The 20,302-nt window shown below is 63.6% G+C and carries 17 protein-coding genes and 1 pseudogene; 6 read left to right on the top strand and 12 right to left on the bottom strand.

The window, feature by feature from the left end:
* Nucleotides 1-29: 29 nt before the first annotated feature.
* A complete protein-coding gene (locus tag LU684_RS01680; RefSeq protein ID WP_080683618.1) occupies nt 30-1,037 on the top strand; it encodes a site-specific integrase in 1,008 nt (335 codons plus the stop codon).
* Here the strand turns inward: LU684_RS01680 and LU684_RS01675 are convergent.
* Both LU684_RS01675 and LU684_RS01670 read right to left on the bottom strand, forming a co-directional pair.
* On the bottom strand, nt 1,027-2,136 hold the full coding sequence (locus LU684_RS01675) for an SMP-30/gluconolactonase/LRE family protein (RefSeq protein ID WP_224372564.1): 1,110 nt from the start codon (nt 2,134-2,136) through the stop codon (nt 1,027-1,029). The genes LU684_RS01680 and LU684_RS01675 overlap by 11 nt on opposite strands.
* Before the next feature lie 45 nt (nt 2,137-2,181).
* Nucleotides 2,182-2,673, bottom strand: a pseudogene (locus tag LU684_RS01670) (SDR family NAD(P)-dependent oxidoreductase); the annotation flags it as partial.
* A 204-nt stretch (nt 2,674-2,877) separates the two neighbouring features.
* Between LU684_RS01670 and LU684_RS01665 the strand changes: the two are divergent.
* The gene (locus LU684_RS01665) at nt 2,878-3,777 is read left to right on the top strand and encodes a LysR family transcriptional regulator (protein WP_016487213.1); all 900 of its coding nucleotides are present in this window, start codon (nt 2,878-2,880) and stop codon (nt 3,775-3,777) included.
* A 41-nt stretch (nt 3,778-3,818) separates the two neighbouring features.
* Here LU684_RS01665 and LU684_RS01660 read toward each other — a convergent pair whose 3' ends face one another.
* Complete coding sequence (locus LU684_RS01660) at nt 3,819-4,958, bottom strand: glycerate kinase (protein WP_102689421.1); 1,140 nt, start codon at nt 4,956-4,958, stop codon at nt 3,819-3,821.
* Nucleotides 4,959-5,182: 224 nt separating this feature from the next.
* A complete protein-coding gene (locus LU684_RS01655; protein ID WP_016487215.1) occupies nt 5,183-6,280 on the bottom strand; it encodes a sugar diacid recognition domain-containing protein in 1,098 nt (365 codons plus the stop codon).
* A 163-nt stretch (nt 6,281-6,443) separates the two neighbouring features.
* Between LU684_RS01655 and LU684_RS01650 the strand changes: the two genes are divergently transcribed.
* The 4 genes from LU684_RS01650 (at nt 6,444) to LU684_RS01635 (ending at nt 11,826) form a co-directional block, all read left to right on the top strand.
* On the top strand, nt 6,444-7,772 hold the full coding sequence (locus LU684_RS01650) for an MFS transporter (RefSeq protein WP_016487216.1): 1,329 nt from the start codon (nt 6,444-6,446) through the stop codon (nt 7,770-7,772).
* A gap of 189 nt (nt 7,773-7,961) precedes the next feature.
* Entirely contained in the window at nt 7,962-9,482 is a 1,521-nt protein-coding gene (locus LU684_RS01645) for an FAD-dependent oxidoreductase (protein WP_060517829.1), read from the top strand.
* Nucleotides 9,483-9,554: 72 nt separating this feature from the next.
* The gene (locus LU684_RS01640) at nt 9,555-10,565 is read left to right on the top strand and encodes an aldo/keto reductase (RefSeq protein ID WP_016487217.1); all 1,011 of its coding nucleotides are present in this window, start codon (nt 9,555-9,557) and stop codon (nt 10,563-10,565) included.
* Between the two features lie 133 nt (nt 10,566-10,698).
* On the top strand, nt 10,699-11,826 hold the full coding sequence (locus LU684_RS01635) for an alkene reductase (protein WP_060517837.1): 1,128 nt from the start codon (nt 10,699-10,701) through the stop codon (nt 11,824-11,826).
* Nucleotides 11,827-11,903: 77 nt separating this feature from the next.
* Here LU684_RS01635 and LU684_RS01630 read toward each other — a convergent pair whose 3' ends face one another.
* The 8 genes from LU684_RS01630 to LU684_RS01595 all read right to left on the bottom strand — a co-directional run bounded on the left by LU684_RS01630 (nt 11,904) and on the right by LU684_RS01595 (nt 20,256).
* Nucleotides 11,904-12,116, bottom strand: a complete 213-nt coding sequence (locus tag LU684_RS01630) for a cold-shock protein (RefSeq protein ID WP_102690174.1) — start codon at nt 12,114-12,116, stop codon at nt 11,904-11,906.
* A gap of 169 nt (nt 12,117-12,285) precedes the next feature.
* The gene (locus tag LU684_RS01625; RefSeq protein WP_016487220.1) at nt 12,286-13,197 is read right to left on the bottom strand and encodes a LysR family transcriptional regulator; all 912 of its coding nucleotides are present in this window, start codon (nt 13,195-13,197) and stop codon (nt 12,286-12,288) included.
* Between the two features lie 135 nt (nt 13,198-13,332).
* Nucleotides 13,333-14,025 (bottom strand): TraX family protein, encoded by a 693-nt coding sequence (locus LU684_RS01620; RefSeq protein WP_145914152.1) that lies wholly within the window; start codon nt 14,023-14,025, stop codon nt 13,333-13,335.
* A gap of 3 nt (nt 14,026-14,028) precedes the next feature.
* Nucleotides 14,029-15,105, bottom strand: coding sequence for a metal-dependent hydrolase (locus tag LU684_RS01615; protein ID WP_232894047.1), 1,077 nt, complete (start codon nt 15,103-15,105; stop codon nt 14,029-14,031).
* A gap of 212 nt (nt 15,106-15,317) precedes the next feature.
* Nucleotides 15,318-16,568, bottom strand: a complete 1,251-nt coding sequence (locus tag LU684_RS01610; protein ID WP_070086429.1) for an OprD family porin — start codon at nt 16,566-16,568, stop codon at nt 15,318-15,320.
* Nucleotides 16,569-16,622: 54 nt separating this feature from the next.
* A complete protein-coding gene (locus LU684_RS01605) occupies nt 16,623-17,822 on the bottom strand; it encodes a benzoate/H(+) symporter BenE family transporter (protein ID WP_016487223.1) in 1,200 nt (399 codons plus the stop codon).
* 160 nt (nt 17,823-17,982) lie between these two features.
* Nucleotides 17,983-18,897, bottom strand: a complete 915-nt coding sequence (gene catA, locus LU684_RS01600) for a catechol 1,2-dioxygenase (protein ID WP_232894046.1) — start codon at nt 18,895-18,897, stop codon at nt 17,983-17,985.
* 30 nt (nt 18,898-18,927) lie between these two features.
* Nucleotides 18,928-20,256, bottom strand: a complete 1,329-nt coding sequence (locus LU684_RS01595) for an MFS transporter (protein ID WP_016487225.1) — start codon at nt 20,254-20,256, stop codon at nt 18,928-18,930.
* Nucleotides 20,257-20,302: the final 46 nt, after the last annotated feature.

The following is a 20,302-nucleotide window of genomic DNA, read 5'->3' as shown; positions in this document are numbered from 1 at the left end:
CGCGTTGCGCCTACAGAAACCGCGCTGGCATGCAATATCCCTTGATTCGGTTTATCGTGTACCCATCACCCACCGACACCCGCACCATGACCGATATCGAGCGCTACCTTCGCGCCGCCACCCGTGACAACACCCGGCGCAGCTACCAGGCTGCCATCGAACACTTTGAATCCCACTGGGGCGGTTTTCTGCCGGCCACCGCCGAGAGTATTGCCCGCTACCTGGTCGACCACGCCGACCAGCATGCTGTCAGCACCCTGCGCCAGCGCCTGGCTGCGCTCAGCCAATGGCACGTCGCCCAAGGCTTCCCCGACCCGACCAAGGCGCCGCTGGTGCGCCAGGTGCTCCGCGGTATCCGCACCCTGCACCCGACGCCGCCCAAGCAGGCAGCCCCGCTGTTGTTGCAGCACCTGCAAACTGCGGTGACCTGTTTCGAAGAGGAGGCCCGCCAGGCACGTGAACATCACGACCTGGCCGCCCTGCGCCGGGCCCGCCGTGACAGTGCGCTGCTGTTGCTGGGTTTCTGGCGTGGCTTTCGCGGTGATGAACTGGCGCGCCTGCGCATCGAGCATATCCAGGCTGAAGCCGGTGTCGGTATCACGTTGTTCCTGCCGCGCAGCAAGGGCGACCGAGAAGCCCTGGGCGTGCAACATCGCACCCCTGCCCTGAAAGCCTTGTGCCCGGTCACGGCCTACCTGCAATGGCTGGAGGTCGCCGGCATTGCCCATGGGCCGGTGTTCCGCAAGCTCGACCGCTGGGGCAACCTCGGTGACAGCGCGCTCAACAGCAACAGCCTGGTCGGCCTGCTGCGGCGCATGCTGGAGCGTGCCGGGGTTCCGGCGGCATTGTATACCGGCCACTCGTTACGGCGTGGCTTCGCCACCTGGGCAACCGCCAATGGCTGGGAACTGAAGTCGCTGATGAGCTATGTGGGTTGGAAAGACGCCAAGTCGGCCTTGCGCTATATCGACTCGGCCCAGCGCTTTGGCGAATTGGCCGTTTTACCGGCCAGCCAGACGCCACGGCTTATTCCTTGAAGCTGTGCCGGGCAACGCCGCCAGTTTCCGGGCGAATGGCATACAGGTCGCCCGCATCGGGATAATGGTGCAGTTCTTCGGGGTTCATGTCGAATCGCGCGGTACTGATGTACAAGGTGTTCAAACCGGGCCCGCCAAAGCAGCAACTGGTGGGGCATGGCACCGGCATCAACACCTGGTCGGTCAGGTGGCCGTGGCGGTCATAACGCAGCAGGCAGCTGCCATGGTACTGGCACACCCACAGCCCGCCTTCGCGGTCCAGGGCCAGACCATCCGGCCGCCCCAGTTCGGCCGGGGTTTCGGCAAACAGCGTGACCGCGCCAAGCCGGCCTTCGACGAGGTACTCGGCGCGGTAGATGGCACGCGCCGCCGAATCGACGAAGTACACCGTATGGCCGTCCTGCGACCAGGCCAGGCCAGTGGGCAACGCCATGTCGTCATGGATCACCTGGTCGCTCAACTGCCCGTCGAAGCGGAACAGTGCCCCGGTATTGCCGCTGGGTACTTCGTCCATCAGGCCAGTTACGAAGCGGCCTTGCGGGTCGCAAGCACCGTCGTTGAAACGGTAGGTCGAGCGCGGATGGACTGATGCCGAATGCTGGCTCACCTTGCGCGCCGGCACGTCGAAGATAGCCACACTGGCGTCTTCGGTAAAAATCAGGTTACCCCGGTCGGTCAACGCCAGCGCGCCAATGCGCGCGGCTGACGCGTAAAGGGTGTGGACGTCGCCATCGGCTGTCAGGCAGTTGATGCGCCCGCCAGAAATATCGACGAAGTACAACGCGCCGGTGCGCTCATCCCAGACCAGGCTTTCGCCCAGGTCCGCGCACGTGTTGGCGACTTTGACCGGCACGTAGTTGCATTCCTTGATGCGGTTCCAGCGTTCGGCCACTTGCGCGAGGTCAGCGGCCTGCACACGGCCCAGGTCCCGGGGGTAGCTGACGCCGCTGTTTTCGTTGAAGCGGGTGGCGGTGAACTGGCCGTTGCTGGCGCGCAAGATGTAGCCGGTGTCATGGCACAGCGCACTGGCCAGGTACAGCACGCCGGGCGTGACCCACTCGGGTTTCAGTTCTTCTGGCGGTTGGCTGATGCCCCACATGCGGGTTTTCGCGACCGGTGAAATGGCATTGACCAGGATGCCGTGCTCCTGGCCCTCCATGCTCAGGGCGTTCATGATGCCGACCTGGGCCATCTTGCCGGCGGCATAGGCCACCAGGCCAGGCTGCGCATAGCGCTGGTACATGGCCCGGTCCGAGGTCGTCAGCACTACCCGCGGCGCTGCGGAGCGCTTGAGGTGCGGCCAGGCATGCTTGGCCAGCCACACGGGCGCCTGCACATTGATGCCCAGCGCTCGTTGCAGAAAGGCGGCTTCCTGATCCTCGATACGCTGGTAGTCGACCCAGCCGGCATTGTGAATGAGGATATCCAGCGCACCGAAATGCTCGATAGCCAGCTCGATCAGTTGCTTGCAGGTGCCCTCGTTCTCCAGTTGGCCGGCGTGTCCAACCACAGCAAAACCTTTGCCTCGCATGGCCGTCAGTGCATGTTCGAGCGCCGAGGCGTCCTGGCCTTGCCCGGATCTGTCGGTGCCCAAATCGCTGATGACTACACGCGCGCCGCGCTCGGCCAACGCCATGGCATAGGCAAGGCCAAGGCCTTGTGCGGCACCGGTGATGACCGCAACTTTGTTATGGAAAGGCTTTGTGACGGGCATTTCAGACTACCTTCAATTCTCCTTTTTACGATATCAACAATCAAATCTATGACTTAATATTAAAAGCATGCACGTTTGATATCTCCTGGATATCACCGCCAACTGGCCATGCTGCAGGAATGCTGAATGATCGAAACACGTTTGCTCAGGCAGTTCATCGCTGTGGCCGAAGAATTGCACTTTCACAAGGCCGCCGAGCGCCTGCACATGGCGCAACCGCCGCTGAGCCAGGCCATCAACCGCCTTGAAGAAAAACTGGGTTTCAGCCTGCTGCTGCGTAACAAGCGCGGGGTGCGCCTGACCGCCGCGGGTGCAGCGTTTCTCGACGCGTCTTACCGCACGCTGGCTGAGCTGGAAAAGGGGATCGAGTACGCCCGTAATGTATCTGCAGGGGTCAGCGGCAAGCTGACCATCACGGCCATTTCCATCGCCTATTACGACTCGCTACTTGGCAGCTTGCGCCGTTTTCGCGAGACTTACCCGAACGTGCAGTTGACCATTCGCGAGATGCCATCCGCATCGCAGGCCAAGGCTTTGCTGGCCGGTGAGGCGGATATCGGCTTCATGCGCAGGCTGCCGCTGCCGGCTGGCACCCTTGAAGCACGGTTGTTGCTTGATGAGCAGATCGTCATGGCCATGCCCGCCAGCCACGCCAAGGCGCAACAGGGGGAAGTCGACCTGCGCGAGTTTGCCGATGAGGATTTCGTATTCACCCCGCAAGCCTTGGGCGGTGGCTATCACGCGCAGTTGATCGCGCTGTGCGAGGCGGCGGGTTTTCATCCCAAGGTCGTGCAGGAGGCGGCGCAGATCCATACACTGCTGGGCCTGGTGGCATGCGGTTTTGGCGTGGCCCTTGTACCGGCCTCGTTCGTTGGCTCAACCCCGCGCGAACGCGTGCAGTTTTGCCCGATCCGCCCTATCGATGAGCAACCCGCCCCCGGGATCGGCCTGTACATGAAATGGAACGCCCAGAACGCTTCGCCAGCACTGGCCAACTTCATTGCCATGTTCGAGACGCAGGAGTGAAGCATTTGCAGGAGCGGCCTAGTGTCGCTCCTACACGATGTTCATGTTCGCTTTGCAACGTGCCACAGCCGACCAATGTCACAAGCCCGCGCCTGCAGCAGCTGCGCAGCATCGGCACACGCCTGCTCCAGGCTCATCGGCCCGCTGGCCAACGCAAATGCAGCATCGACCCCATGGGCATACAACTGCTGATAACCCTCACCCAAGGTACCGGCCAGCACCACCACCGGCACGCCATGACGCTTGGCTACCCGGGCCACCCCCATCGGTGTCTTGCCTCGCAATGTCTGGGCATCGAAACGGCCTTCACCAGTCACCACCAGATCTGCCCCCTGCACCAATGCATCGAGGCCGGCCAGCTCGGCCACTACCTCCACCCCAGGGCGGAACTGTGCGCCCATGAAGGCCCGCGCCGCGAAGCCCATGCCACCGGCGGCGCCACACCCTGGGTAATCGCGCACGTCCTCACCCAGTAGCTGTGCGCAATGGTCGGCAAAATGGCCCAGCGCCTGGTCCAGCGCCTGCACCTGCTGCGGGTTGGCCCCCTTCTGCGGGCCGAAGATCGCCGAAGCGCCGTTGACGCCGCACAGCGGGTTGTCGACGTCGGCCGCCACTTCAAATTGCACTTCGGCGAGCCGTGGGTCGAGGTCGCTGGCGTCGATGCGGGCCAGCTTGGCCAGGGCCAGGCCGCCCTCTTCCAGCGCTTGCCCATCCGCGTCCAGCAGGCGCAGGCCGAGTGCACGCAACATACCGCTGCCGGCATCGTTGGTGGCACTGCCGCCGATGGCCAGCACTACCCGTTGCGCACCGGCGGCAAGGGCTGCGGCAATCAGCTCGCCGGTGCCCCAGGTGCTGCTGCGGCAAGCATCGCGCTGGCCGGTTGGTACCAGTTGCAGGCCACTGGCCTGGGCCATTTCAATGATTGCCGTGCGGCTTTCTGGCAACCATCCCCAGCCGGCCTCCACGGTTTGCCCCAGTGGCCCGCGCACGGCCTGGCGGCGCAGTTCGCCGTGGCTGGCGGCCAGGATTGCCTCCATGGTGCCCTCGCCGCCGTCGGCCATCGGGCACTCAACCAGTTCAGCGCCCGGCCATGCTGCACGCAGGCCTGCGGCGATGGCGCGGGCGACACCGGCAGCGTCGAGGCTGTCCTTGAACGAGTCGGGGGCGATGACGATCTTCATGGGGATTCTCCTGTCCTGATGAGCGGCATGCTGACAGCTGTTCGGCAAAGGGGCCTCGGTCAAATGCACAAAACGCCGGACGGGTTGTTTGGGCGGATGCCTTCGTAACTGCTTTCCGGCCTTGTAGGCGCAGCCTTGTGCTGCGAAGAGGCCCGCATGGTCGGAGCGGTTTTTCGCCCTGAGCGGCCCTTTCGCAGCACAAGGCTGCGCCTACGTGAATCGCGTCAATCTGCTGGCAACAGCTGCAACCCCAGATACAAACTAAGCATCCCTTCCATGCGTAGCGGGTCGACCTCGCCCAGCTCGGCAATCCGCTCCAGGCGGTAGCGCAGGCTGTTGCGGTGGATACCCAGGGCATCGGCACAGGCCTGGCTCTGACCGTCGTGGGCACACCAGGCACGCAGGGTGGTGAGCAACTGCCCGCTGTTGTCCCTGGCGCGAATGCGCTGCAGCGGCTCCAGCAGCTCATCCAGCGCGTCATCGTTGCGGTGGCGCCACAACAGCGCCGGCAGCCTGTAGCGCTGCAGGCTGAGCAAGCGCTCGGTGGGCAATACCTCGCGGCCATAGGCCAGCAAGTCACGTACCCGGCGGTAGCCCCGGCGCAGCTGCTCCAGGCTTTGCGCGGCACTGCCCAAGGCCAGCCGCTCCACGTCCCAGCCATGGCGTTGCAGGCGCTCCAGCAGGCGCGATTCATCCAGTGCCACACCGGCTGGCCGGCACCATAGCAATGACTGGCGCGCCGGGCTGACACACCAGCTGTCCGGGTACCGGCTCATCAGCCACGCCGACAACGCCTCGGCAGGGGGCCCCGAGGCCAGCTCGAACAGGCCCGGCACCCGTGGCAGTTGAGGCTTCAGGCCCAACTGCCGGGCTTCGTCGAGCAGCCGAGGTGAATCACCGCTACCACCCAGCAACAACGCCAGCAGATCATCGCAGCGCTGCCGTCGCCATTGCTGGTCAGCCTGTAAGTGGCGCTGGGCCAACAGCATCTCGGCGGTCATGCGTACCAGCTCCCCATAGGTGCGCACCTGCTGCGGGTCACCGGTCAGGCCCAGTACGCCCATCAGCCGGCCATCGAGCATCAGTGGCAAGTTCACCCCGGGCTGCACGCCCTTCAGGCATTTGGCAGCGTCGGTATCCAGCTCGACAATTCGGCCGTTGGCCAAAACCAGTTGCGCCCCTTCGTGGCGGGTGTTGATGCGCTCCGGTTCGCCGCTGCCCAGGATCAAGCCCTGGCTGTCCATGACATTGACGTTGCACGGCAAGATGGCCATCGCCCGGTCAACGATATCCTGCGCCAGGTCATGGTCGAGTTCGAACATTGCGTGGTCCTTTAGGGGTTAGGCTTTTGGGCTCGGGCACAGCAGCCTGAACCAGGCACTGTGCAAAAGCACAAAGACAGGCTAGCCGCAGTCCCCGAGACTCGTCAGAGCGAGCGCCGGAACAGGCGACGCGGCAAAAACCATAACAACAGAGAACCCGATCATGGCACACAGCCCAGCCCCTGACCAAGGCACGGACATCACCCGCAACGCGCTGTACCGGCGCATCACCCTGCGGCTGATTCCGTTCATTTTCATCTGCTACCTGTTCAACTACCTGGACCGCGTCAACGTCGGCTTTGCCAAGCTGCAAATGCTCGACGCCCTGAAATTCAGCGAAACAGTGTACGGCCTTGGCGCCGGCATCTTCTTCATTGGTTATGTGCTCTGCGGCCTGCCAAGCAACCTGGCACTCAACCGCTTTGGCCCGCGGCGCTGGATTGCGCTGATGATGATTGCCTGGGGCAGCCTGTCCACCTGCCTGCTGTTCGTCACTACCCCGACCGAATTCTACGCCCTGCGGCTACTGACCGGCGCTGCCGAAGCAGGCTTCTTCCCGGGCGTGGTGCTGTACCTTTCGCGCTGGTTCCCGGCCGCCCGTCGCGGACGCATCATGGCCCTGTTCATGTCGGCGATCCCGGTGTCGGGCCTGCTCGGCGGGCCGTTTTCCGGCTGGATCCTCCAGCACTTCGCCGCCGGCCAGCATGGCTTGGCCGGCTGGCAATGGATGTTCCTGATCCAGGGCCTGCCCACTGTTGCCCTCGGGGTGCTGGCCGTGTTCCTGCTCAGCGATAGCTACCAGAAAGCTGCCTGGCTAAGCCCGGCCGAACGCCAGATGATCGCCACCGACCTGGAGGCCGACGCAGCAAGCAAGCCCGCCACCACCGGCGAGGGTGTGCTCGCGGTGCTGACCCACCCACTGATCTGGACCTTTGGGTTTATCTACTTTTGTATCCAGAGTGGTGTCTACGCGATCAACTTCTGGCTGCCGTCGATCATCAAGAGCATGGGCTTCGACAACCCGCTGCTGATCGGCTGGCTCAGCGCGATCCCGTACTTGTTGGCCGGTGTGTTCATGATCCTTTGCGGCCGCTCGGCGGACCTGCGCAACGAGCGGCGTTGGCACCTGGTGGTGCCGATGCTGATGGGTGCCGTTGGCCTGCTGATTGCGGTGAACTTCGCCGGCAACCCGGCCATTGCCATTCTAGGCCTGTCCATCGCCACCATGGGCGCGCTGACCGGCCTGCCGATGTTCTGGCCCATGCCCACCACGCTGCTCAGCGCCGGCACAGCAGTCGCTGGCCTGGCGATCATCAACTCCGTGGGCCAGATGGCAGGCTTCCTCAGCCCGTACCTGGTGGGGTTTATCAAGGATCAGACCGGCTCCACCGACGCCGCACTGTACTCGCTGGCAGCGCTGATCGTGCTGGGTAGCCTGGTGGCCCTGCGTGTCACACGGGCAGGTGCGCTGAGTTCTGCACGGGCCAGTTGAACCTGTTCTCATAGAACAACGTAGTGATTTGGCGTCAACTTGTGGGAGCAACTGTCTTCTTGTGGAAGCTGGCCTTGCCGGCGATGGGGCGCGTAGCGCCCCAAGCCCGGCTCTGCCGGTCGTCAGATCAACGCATCCCCTCCCCACCCCAAGCGTCAAATGGTTCCAAAGGCCCCTTTGGAGAACCCCATGACCCAGCACGCCGTGGCCAGCCTGGCCCAACTCGACGAACACCGCCCCCTGCGCGTCCAGGCTGGCAATGAAGAGCTCATCCTCATCCGCCAGGGCAATCAGGTTCATGCCTACCAGGGCAACTGCCCCCACGCAGGTGCCCCGCTGGACGAAGGCGTGGTCTGCGGCGGCCTGCTGGTCTGCCCTTGGCACAAGGCTGCATTCGCCGTCGATGACGGGGTGGTCTGCGAACCCCCTGCGCTGGCTGACCTGCGCCGCTACAAGGCTTGGGTGAAGGACGATGCAGTCTGGGTCGATGACCAACCGCTGCCCGTCATCGACCCACCCAGGCACAGCGACGCCCGCTGCTTCGTTGTGATAGGTGCCGGTGCCGCCGGCAGCGCCGCAGTTGCCACTCTGCTGGCCCATGGCTTCGCTGGCCGGTTGCTGTGGATCGATCAGGAACGCCAGCCGGCCTACGACCGTACCGCGCTGAGCAAATTCGTGATTGCCGGGCAGATGGCGCCCGATGAAGTGCCAGCGTTGCTCGAAGCCGACGCCCTGCGCAAGGGCCAGCTGGAGCGTAAGCACGGTAAGGTGCGCAGCTTGAACAGCCAGAAACGCCAACTGATGATGGCCGACGGCCAGCAAATCACTTACGACGCCTGCCTGCTGGCCAGCGGCGGCAAGGCACTGCGCCCCGACATCCCCGGCGTCGACTTGCCGGGCGTGTTTACCTTGCGCTCGCGGGAGGATGCCGCACAGGTGCTCGATGCAGCTGAGCCCGGCCAGCCGGCGGTGATCGTAGGGGATGGCTTCATCGGCCTGGAGGCGGCCTCGGCCCTGCACGAGTACGGCGTGCAGGTGCATGTAGTGACTCGCCACGAGGTCCCGCTTGCCAAGCAGCTAGGCGATCGCATCGGGCGCAGCATCCGCGAACTGCATGAGCGCAGAGGCGTCACCTTCCATGGCCCCACGCAGGTCCAGCGGTTCGAAGGCCGGGACAAAATCGAGGCGGTGCTGTTGGCCAACGGTGAACGCTTGCAAACGCCAGTGGTATTGCTTGGCACCGGCGTGCAACCGGCCACCGCCTTCCTTCAGGGCGTGCCGCTGAGCGAGGACAAGTCGTTGCGGGTCGATGCCGAACTGCGCGCCGCCGACGGTTTGTGGGCCGCCGGTGACATCGCCACGTTCCCGCTCTCGGGGCGCCCGGTGCGCATCGAACACTGGCGCCTGGCCCAGCAACACGGGGTGATCGCCGCCGCAAACATGCTCGGCGAGCAGCGCCGCTACGCCGATGTACCCTTCTTCTGGACCTACCAGCACGGTCGTACCTATGAAGTGCTCGGCCATGCGCGGGAGTGGAACCGGATCGAGTTCGTCGGTGGGCCGGAACAAGGCGATTTCATTGCCTTGCAGTGTGTGGATGACAGGGTCGAGGCGGTTATCGCCCAAGGGTATTCCGATGCCATGGCGACGCTTTCGCAGCGCCTGAAGCGCCCGTTGAGCCTGCAGGAGGCGTTAGCGCTGATCGGCTGAAGGCTGCCTTTCAATGCCCGGCGGATGTGTGTAAAACAGCGGGATCAGCCGACTGCAAAAGGACTCACGCGCATGATCTACCGCCCCCTCGGCCACAGTGGCCTGCAGGTTTCCGCCCTTACCCTGGGCAGCATGATGTTCGGCGAGCAGACCAGCACCGAAGACGCCCTGCGCATCATCGACAAGGCCTGGGGCCAGGGCATCAACTTCATCGACACCGCCGACGTGTACAACGCCGGGCGTTCGGAAGAGATCGTCGGTGAAGCAGTGGCGCGCCATCGCCATGACTGGATCGTCGCCAGCAAGGTCGGTTTCGGCCCGGCCGAGGGCCTGCCAAACCGCAGCGGCCTGTCACGCAAGCACATCTTCAACGCGCTGGAAGCCACGCTGACGCGCATGGGCATGGACTATCTGGACATCTACTACCTGCACCGCGAAGACCACAAGGTGCCACTGGAAGAGACCGTACAGGCGATGGGCGACCTGCTGCGCCAAGGCAAGATCCGCTACTGGGGGGTGTCCAACTTCCGTGGCTGGCGCATTGCCGAGGTCTGCCACATTGCCGAGCGACTGGGTGTGCCGAAGCCCGTGGTAAGCCAGCCGCTGTACAACATCGTCAACCGCCAGGCCGAGCCAGAGCAGCTGGCTGCAGCCGCCGCCCACGGGCTGGGCGTTGTACCATTCAGCCCCTTGGCCCGGGGCGTACTCAGTGGCAAGTATGCACCGGGTGCTGTGCCCGATGCCGGCAGCCGCGCCGGCCGCCAGGACAAACGCATCATGGAGGTGGAGTGGCGCCAGGAGTCGCTGGCCATCGCTCGGCAGCTTCAGGCTTATGTAGCGGCCAAGGGCGTGGGGATTGTCGAATTTGCCATCGCCTGGGTGCTGAACAACCAATCGGTGAGCTCGGCGATTGTCGGGCCGCGTACCGAGGAGCAGTGGGATACCTATGGTGGTGCGTTGGCGGTGAAGATCACGGCAGAGGACGAAGCGTTCATCGATTCGCTGGTGACGCCGGGGCATGCGTCCACGCCGGGGTTCAATGATGTGGCGCACTATGTAAGCGGGCGGCTGGCCCGTAGCTGATCGCCCGCTTGTACCCGCGAAGAGGCCGGTACTGACAACACCATTGGGGAGCCCTGCGCCGGGCTTCCGGTCCCCCCTTTCCCCAATCATCCCGGTATCGTGCGCACCATTGGTTTTCACCTCTGGAGCTGCAATGAGACTCTTCCAACCCCTGCAAGTCGGCCCGCTCACCTTGGCCAATCGTGTGTTCATGGCACCCCTCACCCGTTTGCGCAGCCTTGAGCCGGGTGATGTGCCAACCACCATGATGGCTGAGTATTATCGCCAGCGTGCCAGCGCCGGGCTGATCATCACCGAAGCCACCCAGATCTCTTTCCAGGCCAAAGGCTATTCCGGCTCGCCCGGCATTCACAGTGCCGAGCAGATCGCCGCCTGGAGGCACATCAACGCAGGCATTCACGCCGAAGGCGGGCACAGCGCCGTGCAGGTGTGGCACACCGGCCGGGTATCGCATACCTCGTTGCAACCCGGTGGCGAAGCGCCTGTCGCACCCTCGGCGCTACCGGCCGACGCCCGCACCACCCTGCGCGACGAGCAAGGCAACCTGGTACGCGTTGAAACCTCCGCACCGCGTGCACTGAGCGAGAACGAAATCGCTGGCATCGTGGCCGATTTCGGCCAGGCAGCGGTCAACGCCCGCGAAGCCGGCTTCGACTTCATCGAACTGCACGCTGCCCACGGCTACTTGCTACACCAGTTCCTTACCCCGAGCGCCAACCAGCGCGAGGACCGCTACGGCGGTAGCATCGAAAACAGGGCGCGCATCGTGCTTGAAGCGGTGGACGCGGCGATTGCCAACTGGAGCGCCGAGCGCGTGGGTATCCGCGTGTTCCCGCTGGGCGGGTTCAATGGCGTGGACAATGGCGAAGACCAAGAGGCCGCAGGGCTATACCTGATCCGGGAACTGGCCAAGCGCAACCTCGCCTACCTGCACCTCTCCGAGCCGGACTGGGCCGGTGGCAAGCCGCTGCGTGACGAGTTCCGCCAGGCGATCCGCGCTGCCTATCCGGGCGTTATCATTGCTGCGGGTGCCTACACCGCCGAGAAAGGCGAAGACTTGATTGGGCGTGGTTTGATCGATGCCGTAGCGTTCGGGCGCAGCTACATTGCCAACCCGGACCTGGTAGAGCGGCTGCGGGCGCAAGCGCCTCTCAACGAACATCGGGCACAGTTCGACTATGCCAATGGGCCCGAAGGCTATACAGATTATCCGTTTCTGCACCAGGCCATGGGCGCTGGCGAAGGTTGCGCTTACCGATAATACGAAAAACGGAGCCCTCCACGGGCTCCGTCTTCCTGCGGCCGGGCACGCCTGGGCGTACCGGACACTCGGGCAACTTACTCGGCGCGCACTTGCGCAGCCTGCATGCCCTTCTGTCCCTTCTCGGCAACAAAAGACACCTTCTGGCCCTCTTTCAGCGACTTGAAGCCGTCCGATTCAATGGCTTTGAAGTGGACGAAAAGGTCGTCGCCACCGCCCTCGGGAGTGATGAAGCCGAACCCCTTCTCATCGTTGAACCACTTGACCGTTCCGTTTTGTCTGTTGGACATACTCTAAACCCTCGAATGCTGGCTGGTGCGTTTACCGGGATGGTTGAGCCGCCAGTCGATCGACTGGCATCTTCACGCTCCATCTTGGGCGATCTGAAGCCAACTGGCCACTCACACTTTTATCAGTACGCAAAAATAGTCGCTGAAAACACACGCACACTACACCAGGTCAGTGCTCCCAGGGCCCGCCCGATTCCCAGCTGGCGACCAACAAGTCAATGAAACCGCGTACCCGAGGGGACAGGTGGCGCTTGCTCGGGTACACGATACGAATCGGGTCCGCCGGTGGCCGGTAGGCGTGCAGGACTTCGGCCAGGGTGCCGGCGCGCAGGTCGTCACCGGTGATGTAGGTGGGCAGGTGAATCAGCCCGAAGCCGGCCCGGGCGCCGTCGAGCATAGCCTCCGAGCTGTCGATGTTCAACCGCCCAGGGTCTTCGCACAGGTGCAGGCCTGCTTCAGTGTCAAAGCGCCAAGGCATGGCTTTCTCGCCCGCGAGGAAGGCGATCTTGTCGTGGCCATAAAGGTCGGCAGGCACCAAGGGAACGCCTCGCGCTTCCAGGTACGCGGGCGAAGCGCAGGTGACGAACTGCTGCCAGGCCACCGTGCGGGTCAACAGCTGCGAGTCTTCCTTGGGTGCGCCAATGCGCACCGCAACGTCTACGCCCTCCTCGACCAGGTCGACGAAGCGGTCTGTGAAGCGGATGTCTGCGCGCAGTTCCGGCCATTGCTTGAGGTACTGGTCCAGCACCGGCAGCACATGGCGCTGGCCGAGCGACAGCGGCGCAGTCAGGCGCAAGGTGCCTGTAGGCTTACCGCGGCGCTGGGCCATGGCGCTTTCCACCTCGTCCAGGTCATCCAGTATCTGCCGCCAGCGTTCGAATGCCACCAGGCCCTCGTCGGTCAGGCTCAGCTTGCGCGTGGTGCGATTGAGCAAACGCACCGCCATGCGGGCCTCCAGGCGAGCAATGCTCTTGCCTACCGCTGACCGGGTCAGGCCCAGGCTGGCAGCGGCGGCAGTGAAGCTGCCGGCCTTCGCGGCGCTGACGAAGGCGGCAATATCGCCGAAGCGGTTGGGTTCCATGACAGGTTCCTGAGTGTGGTGCGGCCGGTTTAGATGGGTATGGATCTGGGAATTGCAAGCGGCGACGCTGCAGCGCTTGGCGAGCGGCCGCGCCCCAGGTACAGCGCAGGTGTTATCCGCCAGGAACGCTAAGCCTCAAGACAAGCTTTTGATCACCAGCAGGTGCACGGGATAGAACAGGTAGCCCCAACGCCCTACGGCAGGTATCCGCCAGGCATCATGACGCAACAACAGCCACCCGACAGGAACTGCCAGCGCAGCGGCAGCCAGCGTCAGCAGGGTAATGGGCGCCAGAAGATGCTCGCGCAACCAGGTGTTGGTCAGGTTGCCGCCAATGGCCATCAGGCAAGGCAGCAACCAGGCTACCCCACCCTGCCTGCGTGCCATCAGCCAGGCGCCAGGTAGCAACACCCCCGGCAGCCCGTACATCAATTGCTCGCTGAACAACCACCCTGCCAGCAGGCCCGCAAGGCCAAGTACGCGCGCCGGCCACAGTGGGTACTGCACACCCCAGGCAACCAGCAACCCCAGTACCAGTGTCGGCATTACACTGAACGTCTGTGAACCACTGTCCAGCCAGCGATAGGCGGGCTCCGAGAGCACCGCGAACAGCAGCATCAGCGACAGGTAGCGTAGGTTGGCGCGGGTATGGAGCACCTTTGCCCTGGCACGCCCCACATTCACCGCAATGGCCAGGCAAAACAGCGGAAACGCCAGCCGGCCAATCACGAACAAGCCATCGGCCTCAGGCCATATGAAGCGCAGGTGGTCGGTGACCATGGTCAGCATCGCTGTCCATTTGACCAGGTCCAGCCCGGCCGAACGCATGCCTCAGCGCCCGCGTTCGACCGCGCCTGCCCCCAGGTACCGGTCGGTCCAGGCCTCCAGCGGCAAAGGCGGCTGCTGGTCGACGATACGACGCCAGATCAGCGCCAGGTCGTGGCTGTTGAACATTGACCCAGGCCCGGCACCCTCCCACACCGAAGGCACATCGGCAATCCAGTTGCCCTGGTTGTCGCGGTGGGCCATGTTGAAACGGAAGGTGTAGTTGCCCGGGATGCCCATGCGCAGGTCGGTGACCACCAACGCATTGCCTATCTGGTCGTACCGCAGCCAGTCGCCGGTGAACCAGCGCAAGCGTTGATGCAAAGGGTCGCCTGCCAGCGCTTTTGCCAGTTCCAGATTGTGCGGCAAGCGCTGCATTTCTGGCGCTTGCCGGTCGAAGCTGCTGTTGATGCCTTCGTAGTAATCGCCATCCTGGGTCTTGGCCATTACGCGCCAGACCAGGCTGTTGAATGCGATGGGCACGGCGCGTACCTCGCTCACGACGATACCTTGCTGGTCCAGTGCCGCTTGGAAGCGTTGCTCGGCTGCCATGCGCCCGGCAAGGCCGAAGCCCAGGTAGGCGGTACTGAACACCAGTGACAGGGTCAGCAAGCGTGTAGCCCTGCCGGTAACGCCCTTGAAGCTTGCGTAGATGACCGCCGCCAGCAGCGGCAAGGTATAGACTGGATCGATGATGAACACAGCGGCCCAGCTTTGGGGGATAGGCTGCAGTGGCCAGAACAGTTGCGTGCCATATACCGTGAAGGCATCCAGCAACGGGTGGGTGACAAGTACCAGCCAGAAGGCGAGGAACAGCCTGGGTAACGTGTACCCCTTGCCGGGCCAGCATTTGTTGACTAACCAGGCCAGCAGCAGGGCCAGCCCGGTGAGCACGAACAACGAGTGCGAGAAGCCGCGATGGTAAGTCATCTGCGACACCGGGTCGGCGTAGCGGATGATCACATCCAGGTCCGGCAGCGTACCCAGTGCTGCGCCATACAGCAGCGAGCGACGGCCCTGGATGCGCCCCAGGAGGGTACCTTGCAGCGCCGCGCCGAGTACAGCTTGGGTGATGGAGTCCAAGGGTAGCATCCCTGAAAAGTGGTTTCTGAAAGCTACCCTCAACCTATGCCGATACGCAATTCCCGTGTAGGGGCGGCCCTGTGTCGCGATGGGCTGCGCAGCAGCCCCGGCTGTCTCGAACCACAAGGGTTATGGGGCTGCTGTGCAGCCATCGCGACACAAGGCCGCTCCTATAGCGATCTGCGAAATGCTCGACATTTTGTGTACGCCTGTCAGAACAGCTGCCAGGTGTACACCAGCGTCAAACGATTTTCATCGATATCACTGCGGTAGTTGGAGCGTGCCATGGCATTGCGCACCCGAATCCCCAGCCCCTTCAGCATCCCGCTCTGCACTGCATAACCGATATCCAGATCGCGCTCACGATCACGGCCTTCATAGCCCAGCCCGGTATCAACATTGTTACCGGTGATGTAGCGTACGGTCGCTGTCAGCCCCGGCACCCCCATGGCGGCGAAGTTGTAGTCGTAACGCACTTGGTACGAACGCTCGTCGGTGTAAGCGAATTCATAGGTCGGCACCTCGTTACCCAGCGGCGAAATGTTGGCGAACACCCGTGGGAACGCGCTGTCGCCATAGATGCCCTGGTAGCCTGCATGGAAACTGTGCCCACCATGTCGGGCGGTGAACATCGAGAAGAACGCCTGGTTGTCGATGTTGCCCAGCAAGGCATCGCCATCCTCACGCGCGGTGAAGTAGCCCAGATTGGCACTGAGCACCCAGTCGCCCACAGGCTTGCTGTGCTTGAGGCCGACAAATCCCTGTTCGTAGATGTCCTCCAATTGCCCGTACCACAGGCTGACGCTGCTCTGGTTGGCATTGAACGCATAATCCCCGCCCACATAGTTGAAGGCATCGCTCTGGGCCTGACGCATCGGCACATGGCCAAGCATCGCGTTCATCTTGCCGTCGCCACCTTCGTTGCGCAGGTGGGTGCTTTTCAGGTGCCCGGCCTGCACGGTCAGCCCGTCGATGTCCGACGAACTCAAGCTGGCGCCCTGATAGGTCGGCGGCAGCAGGCGGATGTCGCTGAAGGTCAGTACCGGAAGGTTGGGTTGCAGTTCGCCCACGCGCAGTTCGGTCTTCGACAGGCGGGCCTTGAAGGTGGGCGCCAGGCGGCTGTACTCGTCGGCAGCACGGCCGTCGCCATGCACCGGCAGCAGGCCGGTGTTGGCGCGGTCCGGGCTGCTGTCCAGCTTGATGCCCAGCAGGCCCAGTGCATCGACGCCAAAGCCGACCGTACCCGGTGTGTAGCCGCTTTTGAAGTCGAGGATGAAGCCCTGGGCCCACTCCTCGGCCTTGGACTGCTTGTTGGCCCCGACAATATCGGAGAAATCGCGGCTGAAGTAGTAGTTGCGGGCACTCAGGGTAGCCTTCGAATCTTCGAAGAAACCGCCGTCGGCAGCCAGCAATGGTTGGCTGAGCAAAGTCAGGCCCAGGGCAACGCAAGGGGTGTGATTCATTCCGAAGCTCTCTTGATCTTGTTTTTATGGATAAAGCGTTGGGAACACGGCAGCTCATGGGGTACGGCGCAGCACCTCCCGTGCACGTGGCTGGCGCAGCCTGAGCAGTGCATGGGCCAGCAGGCCAAACAGCAGCCCCCAGAACGCCGCCGACAGGCCAAGGAATGCCACCCCCGAAGCCGTGACCAGGAAAGTGAACAATCCCGCATCCCGCTCGGCCGGCTCTGCCAGGCTGCGGGCCAGGGCTTCGCTGATGGCGCCATACAGGGCCAGCCCGGCCAGCGCAGCGATCAGCGCCGAGGGAAAGGCTGTGAACAGCGACATCAACGTGGCGCCGGCGATGCCCAGCAGCAGGTACAGGGTGCTGCCAGCCACCGCCGCCACATAGCGCCGCCGTGGGTTTTCATGGGCTTCATGGCCTGTGCACAGGCTGGCGGTAACCGCCGCCAGGTTCAGCCCGTGGCAGCCGAATGGCGCCAGCACGATACCGGCCAGGGCACTGGCACTGATCAACGGGCTGGCCGGTGTGGGGTATCCCGCATTGCGCAGCACCGCCATGCCCGGCATGAACTGCCCGGTCAGCGCCACCAGCACCATCGGCAACGCCAGGCTGAACACCGCCGGCAGGCTGAACTGCGGTGTTATCCACTGCGGTGAAGCCAGCTCCAGCACCAGCGCCTCGCTGCGAAACGCACCGCTGGCCACCGTCACCAGGGTGCCCACGCACAGCACCGCAGCCACCGCATAACGGGGCTGTAGCCGGCGCATCAGCACATAAGTGACGAACATCGCCATTACCAGCAACGGCTGCACGGGCAAGGCGCGGAACACTTCGATACCGAAACTGAACAGGATGCCGGCCTGCATACCCGCCGCGATGGACCCCGGCAGGCGCGCGATGATGCGATCGAAGGTACCGCTGAGGCCGATCAGCAGCAGCACCAGGTTGGCCACCAGGTAGGCACCTACGGCCTGTTCCAGGCCGAGTTGCGGCAACGCGGTGACCAGCAGCGCTGAGCCCGGGATCGACCAGGCGATCACTACCGGCACGCGGTAGCGCAGGCTGAGCAGCGCACCGAGCACAGCACTGCCCATGGACACGGCCCAGACCCAGGATGACAACTGCTTGTGGGACAGCCCGGCAGCTTCGGCGGCGTGGAAAATGATCACCAGCGGGCCGGCGTAAGAGATCATCGTGGCGATGCAGCCCGCGACGATGGCGGACAGCGAACTGTCCTTGATCAGGGTTTTCATGGCGCATCTCGCAAGGCAGTGGCCGGCCTTTGTGGCTGGCTCTTGTTCTGGTGTTGGCTTCTTCGCGGGCTTGCCCGCTCCCACAGGTCCAGTGCACTGCCCCGGGTTCCCGCGCCCCCTGTGCGAGCGGGCAAGCCCGCGAAGAAGCCAACTCGGTGTATCAGGCCTCTTGCAAAGCCCGCGGCCGGCTGCTGCGCTGCTCATCCGCACTGCCCTGGGCCTGCTGCAACTGGAAGTCGAACTTCAGCTGCGCATGCCGCCCCGCCGGGCCATCGACGAACACCACCTCCCCCACCAGCCCATCCCGCGTGGCATAGGCAAAGTCATCCCACAGGTATTTGTCCCCGGAGAGGTTGATCTGCGTGGTCAGGTGGCGATGCCCAGCTGCCGAGATAAAGAAATGCACGTGCGCCGGGCGCTGGCCATGGCGGCCCAGCAGGTCCAGGCATTCCTGGGTTGGCCCCTGCGGGTCGCATCCGTAACCCGACGGCACGATGGAGCGAGCGCGGTAACGCCCTTCTGCGTCTGTGACAATGCGACGGCGCAGGTTGTAGGCGGACTGGCTCTGGTCGAAGAACGAATAGGTGCCACGGGTATTGGCATGCCACAGGTCAACGGTGGCACCCGCCAGCGGTTGCCCTTGGGGGTCGAATACCTGGCCTTGCAGATACATCACCGTGGCCACGCCGTCTTCACTGCCGTCGTCCATGCGCACTTCACCGTGAGCGATGGGCGCGCCTGCGACATACAGCGGGCCTTCGATGGTGCGGGGTGTACCGCCGGTAAACCCTGCCTGTTCGTCCTTGGCATCCTGCAACAAGTCGAGAAAGTGCTCGATGCCCAGGCCCGCCACCAGCAGCCCGGCCTCGCCGCGCCCGCCCAGGCGGTTGAGGTAGTCGACGGCATGCCAGAACTCGTCTTCGCTGACTTCCAGGTCTTCGATCAACCGTGCGGTGTCTTGCAGCACGCGTTGCACGATACGTTTCAGGCGTGGGCTGCCTTCATCGTTGCCAATGCCCGCGGCCTCCTCGAAGAACCGCTGCACTTCGGCAGTGTGGGCAATTTTCACGGTCATTTTGGGTTACCTCATCTTGTTATTTTCGGGTCATGCCTGCGCCACCACGGCCTGGGCTTGCCGACGGCCGCTGGCCAGGTGCACGGCCATGGCCAGCGCGGCAATGGCGCCAGGGATGGCGAAGGCGATGAAGTTGAGTTGCAGGGGCAGGTTGATGCCCATCAGTGCACCGCCCAGCAAGGGGCCGACGATGGCGCCATTGCGGCCGATACCCGAGGCCCAGCCAAGCCCCGTGGAACGCACCGACAGCCCATACATTTGCGCGGCACCGGCATACAGCAGGATCTGCGTTCCAATGGTGGTGGCGCCGGCAATGAAGATCAGCAGGTACAACACCGGCATCGGGCTGTTGACACCCAGCAGGCTGATCGACAGTGCGGCGGCAATGAAGAACGCCACCTTGACCTTGACCAGGTTGTAGCGGTCGCCCAGCCAGCCGCCGAGAATTGCCCCGGCCATGCCGCCGAAGTTCAACGCCAGCAGGAACGACAGGCTGGAACCCAGGCTGTAGCCAGCGTTGGCCATCAGTTTCGGCAACCAGGAGCTGAGTGCGTAAACCATCAACAGGCAGCAGAAGAACGCCAGCCACAACGCCAGGGTGCGCACGGCCAGGCCGTTGCGGAACAGCGCCAGTACCGAGGCCCCGCTGCCTTTGCGGTCAGCCGCCTCCAATACGTCATCAGCCTGCACATCGCACCCTGGGTCCAACCGCTTGAGCAGCTTGCGCGCTTCATCGTTGCGGCCCTGGCGCACCAGGAAGCCGATGGATTCCGGCAGGTAGTAGAGGATCACCGGCAACAGCAACAGGGGTACTGCAGCCGCGAAGAACATCGACTCCCAACCGAAGCGCGGCAACATGAAGATGCCCACGCCCGCCGAAAGCATGCCGCCCAGCGAATAGCCACTGAACATGATTGCCACCAGCGTGCTGCGCAGCCGTTTGGGTGCGTACTCGTTCATCAATGCCACGGCGTTGGGCATCAGGCCGCCACAGCCCAAGCCGGCAATGAAGCGGTAGATGCCAAACTCGCTCGGGCTGCTGGCGAAGCCATTGAGGATGGTTGCCCCCGAGAACAAGGCGAAACAGATGGCAATGCCCTTCTTGCGCCCGATGCGGTCGGCCAGGCTGCCGAAAGCCAGGGCGCCGAACATCATGCCGAACAGCGCGTAGCTGCCCAGCGCACCAGCCTGCAACGGGGTCAGGCCCCACTCTTTCATGATCACCGGCAGTACCACGCCGTAGATGAACAAGTCATAGCCGTCGAAAATCAGCAGCAGGCCGCACCAGGCCATGACCATCCAGTGAAATGGGGTGAAACGCGCGTTGTCGATGATCGGGTGTACGTCAAGGGTTCGCATGGCATCTGTCGCTCTTGTTTTTGTTGTGGAGGAAAGCTGTTGCCTT

Source organism: Pseudomonas sp. NMI542_15 (assembly GCF_021283425.1).
GTDB lineage: Bacteria > Pseudomonadota > Gammaproteobacteria > Pseudomonadales > Pseudomonadaceae > Aquipseudomonas > Aquipseudomonas fortuita.
Note: the sequence above shows the minus strand (reverse complement) of the source record. Positions and strands in the feature narration are given on the sequence as shown.

Bases quoted from the DNA above. Each gene is read 5' to 3' on its own strand.
- catA (WP_232894046.1), bottom strand. From the start codon at position 18,897: ATGACCGTGAAAATTGCCCACACTGCCGAAGTGCAGCGGTTCTTCGAG.
- LU684_RS01640 (WP_016487217.1), top strand. From the start codon at position 9,555: ATGATCTACCGCCCCCTCGGCCACAGTGGCCTGCAGGTTTCCGCCCTT.
- LU684_RS01595 (WP_016487225.1), bottom strand. From the start codon at position 20,256: ATGCGAACCCTTGACGTACACCCGATCATCGACAACGCGCGTTTCACC.
- LU684_RS01610 (WP_070086429.1), bottom strand. From the start codon at position 16,568: ATGAATCACACCCCTTGCGTTGCCCTGGGCCTGACTTTGCTCAGCCAA.
- LU684_RS01630 (WP_102690174.1), bottom strand. From the start codon at position 12,116: ATGTCCAACAGACAAAACGGAACGGTCAAGTGGTTCAACGATGAGAAG.
- LU684_RS01655 (WP_016487215.1), bottom strand. From the start codon at position 6,280: ATGTTCGAACTCGACCATGACCTGGCGCAGGATATCGTTGACCGGGCG.
- LU684_RS01605 (WP_016487223.1), bottom strand. From the start codon at position 17,822: ATGAAAACCCTGATCAAGGACAGTTCGCTGTCCGCCATCGTCGCGGGC.
- LU684_RS01680 (WP_080683618.1), top strand. From the start codon at position 30: ATGCAATATCCCTTGATTCGGTTTATCGTGTACCCATCACCCACCGAC.
- LU684_RS01625 (WP_016487220.1), bottom strand. From the start codon at position 13,197: ATGGAACCCAACCGCTTCGGCGATATTGCCGCCTTCGTCAGCGCCGCG.
- LU684_RS01660 (WP_102689421.1), bottom strand. From the start codon at position 4,958: ATGAAGATCGTCATCGCCCCCGACTCGTTCAAGGACAGCCTCGACGCT.
- LU684_RS01665 (WP_016487213.1), top strand. From the start codon at position 2,878: ATGATCGAAACACGTTTGCTCAGGCAGTTCATCGCTGTGGCCGAAGAA.
- LU684_RS01645 (WP_060517829.1), top strand. From the start codon at position 7,962: ATGACCCAGCACGCCGTGGCCAGCCTGGCCCAACTCGACGAACACCGC.
- LU684_RS01635 (WP_060517837.1), top strand. From the start codon at position 10,699: ATGAGACTCTTCCAACCCCTGCAAGTCGGCCCGCTCACCTTGGCCAAT.
- LU684_RS01620 (WP_145914152.1), bottom strand. From the start codon at position 14,025: ATGCGTTCGGCCGGGCTGGACCTGGTCAAATGGACAGCGATGCTGACC.
- LU684_RS01675 (WP_224372564.1), bottom strand. From the start codon at position 2,136: ATGTGGGGCATCAGCCAACCGCCAGAAGAACTGAAACCCGAGTGGGTC.
- LU684_RS01650 (WP_016487216.1), top strand. From the start codon at position 6,444: ATGGCACACAGCCCAGCCCCTGACCAAGGCACGGACATCACCCGCAAC.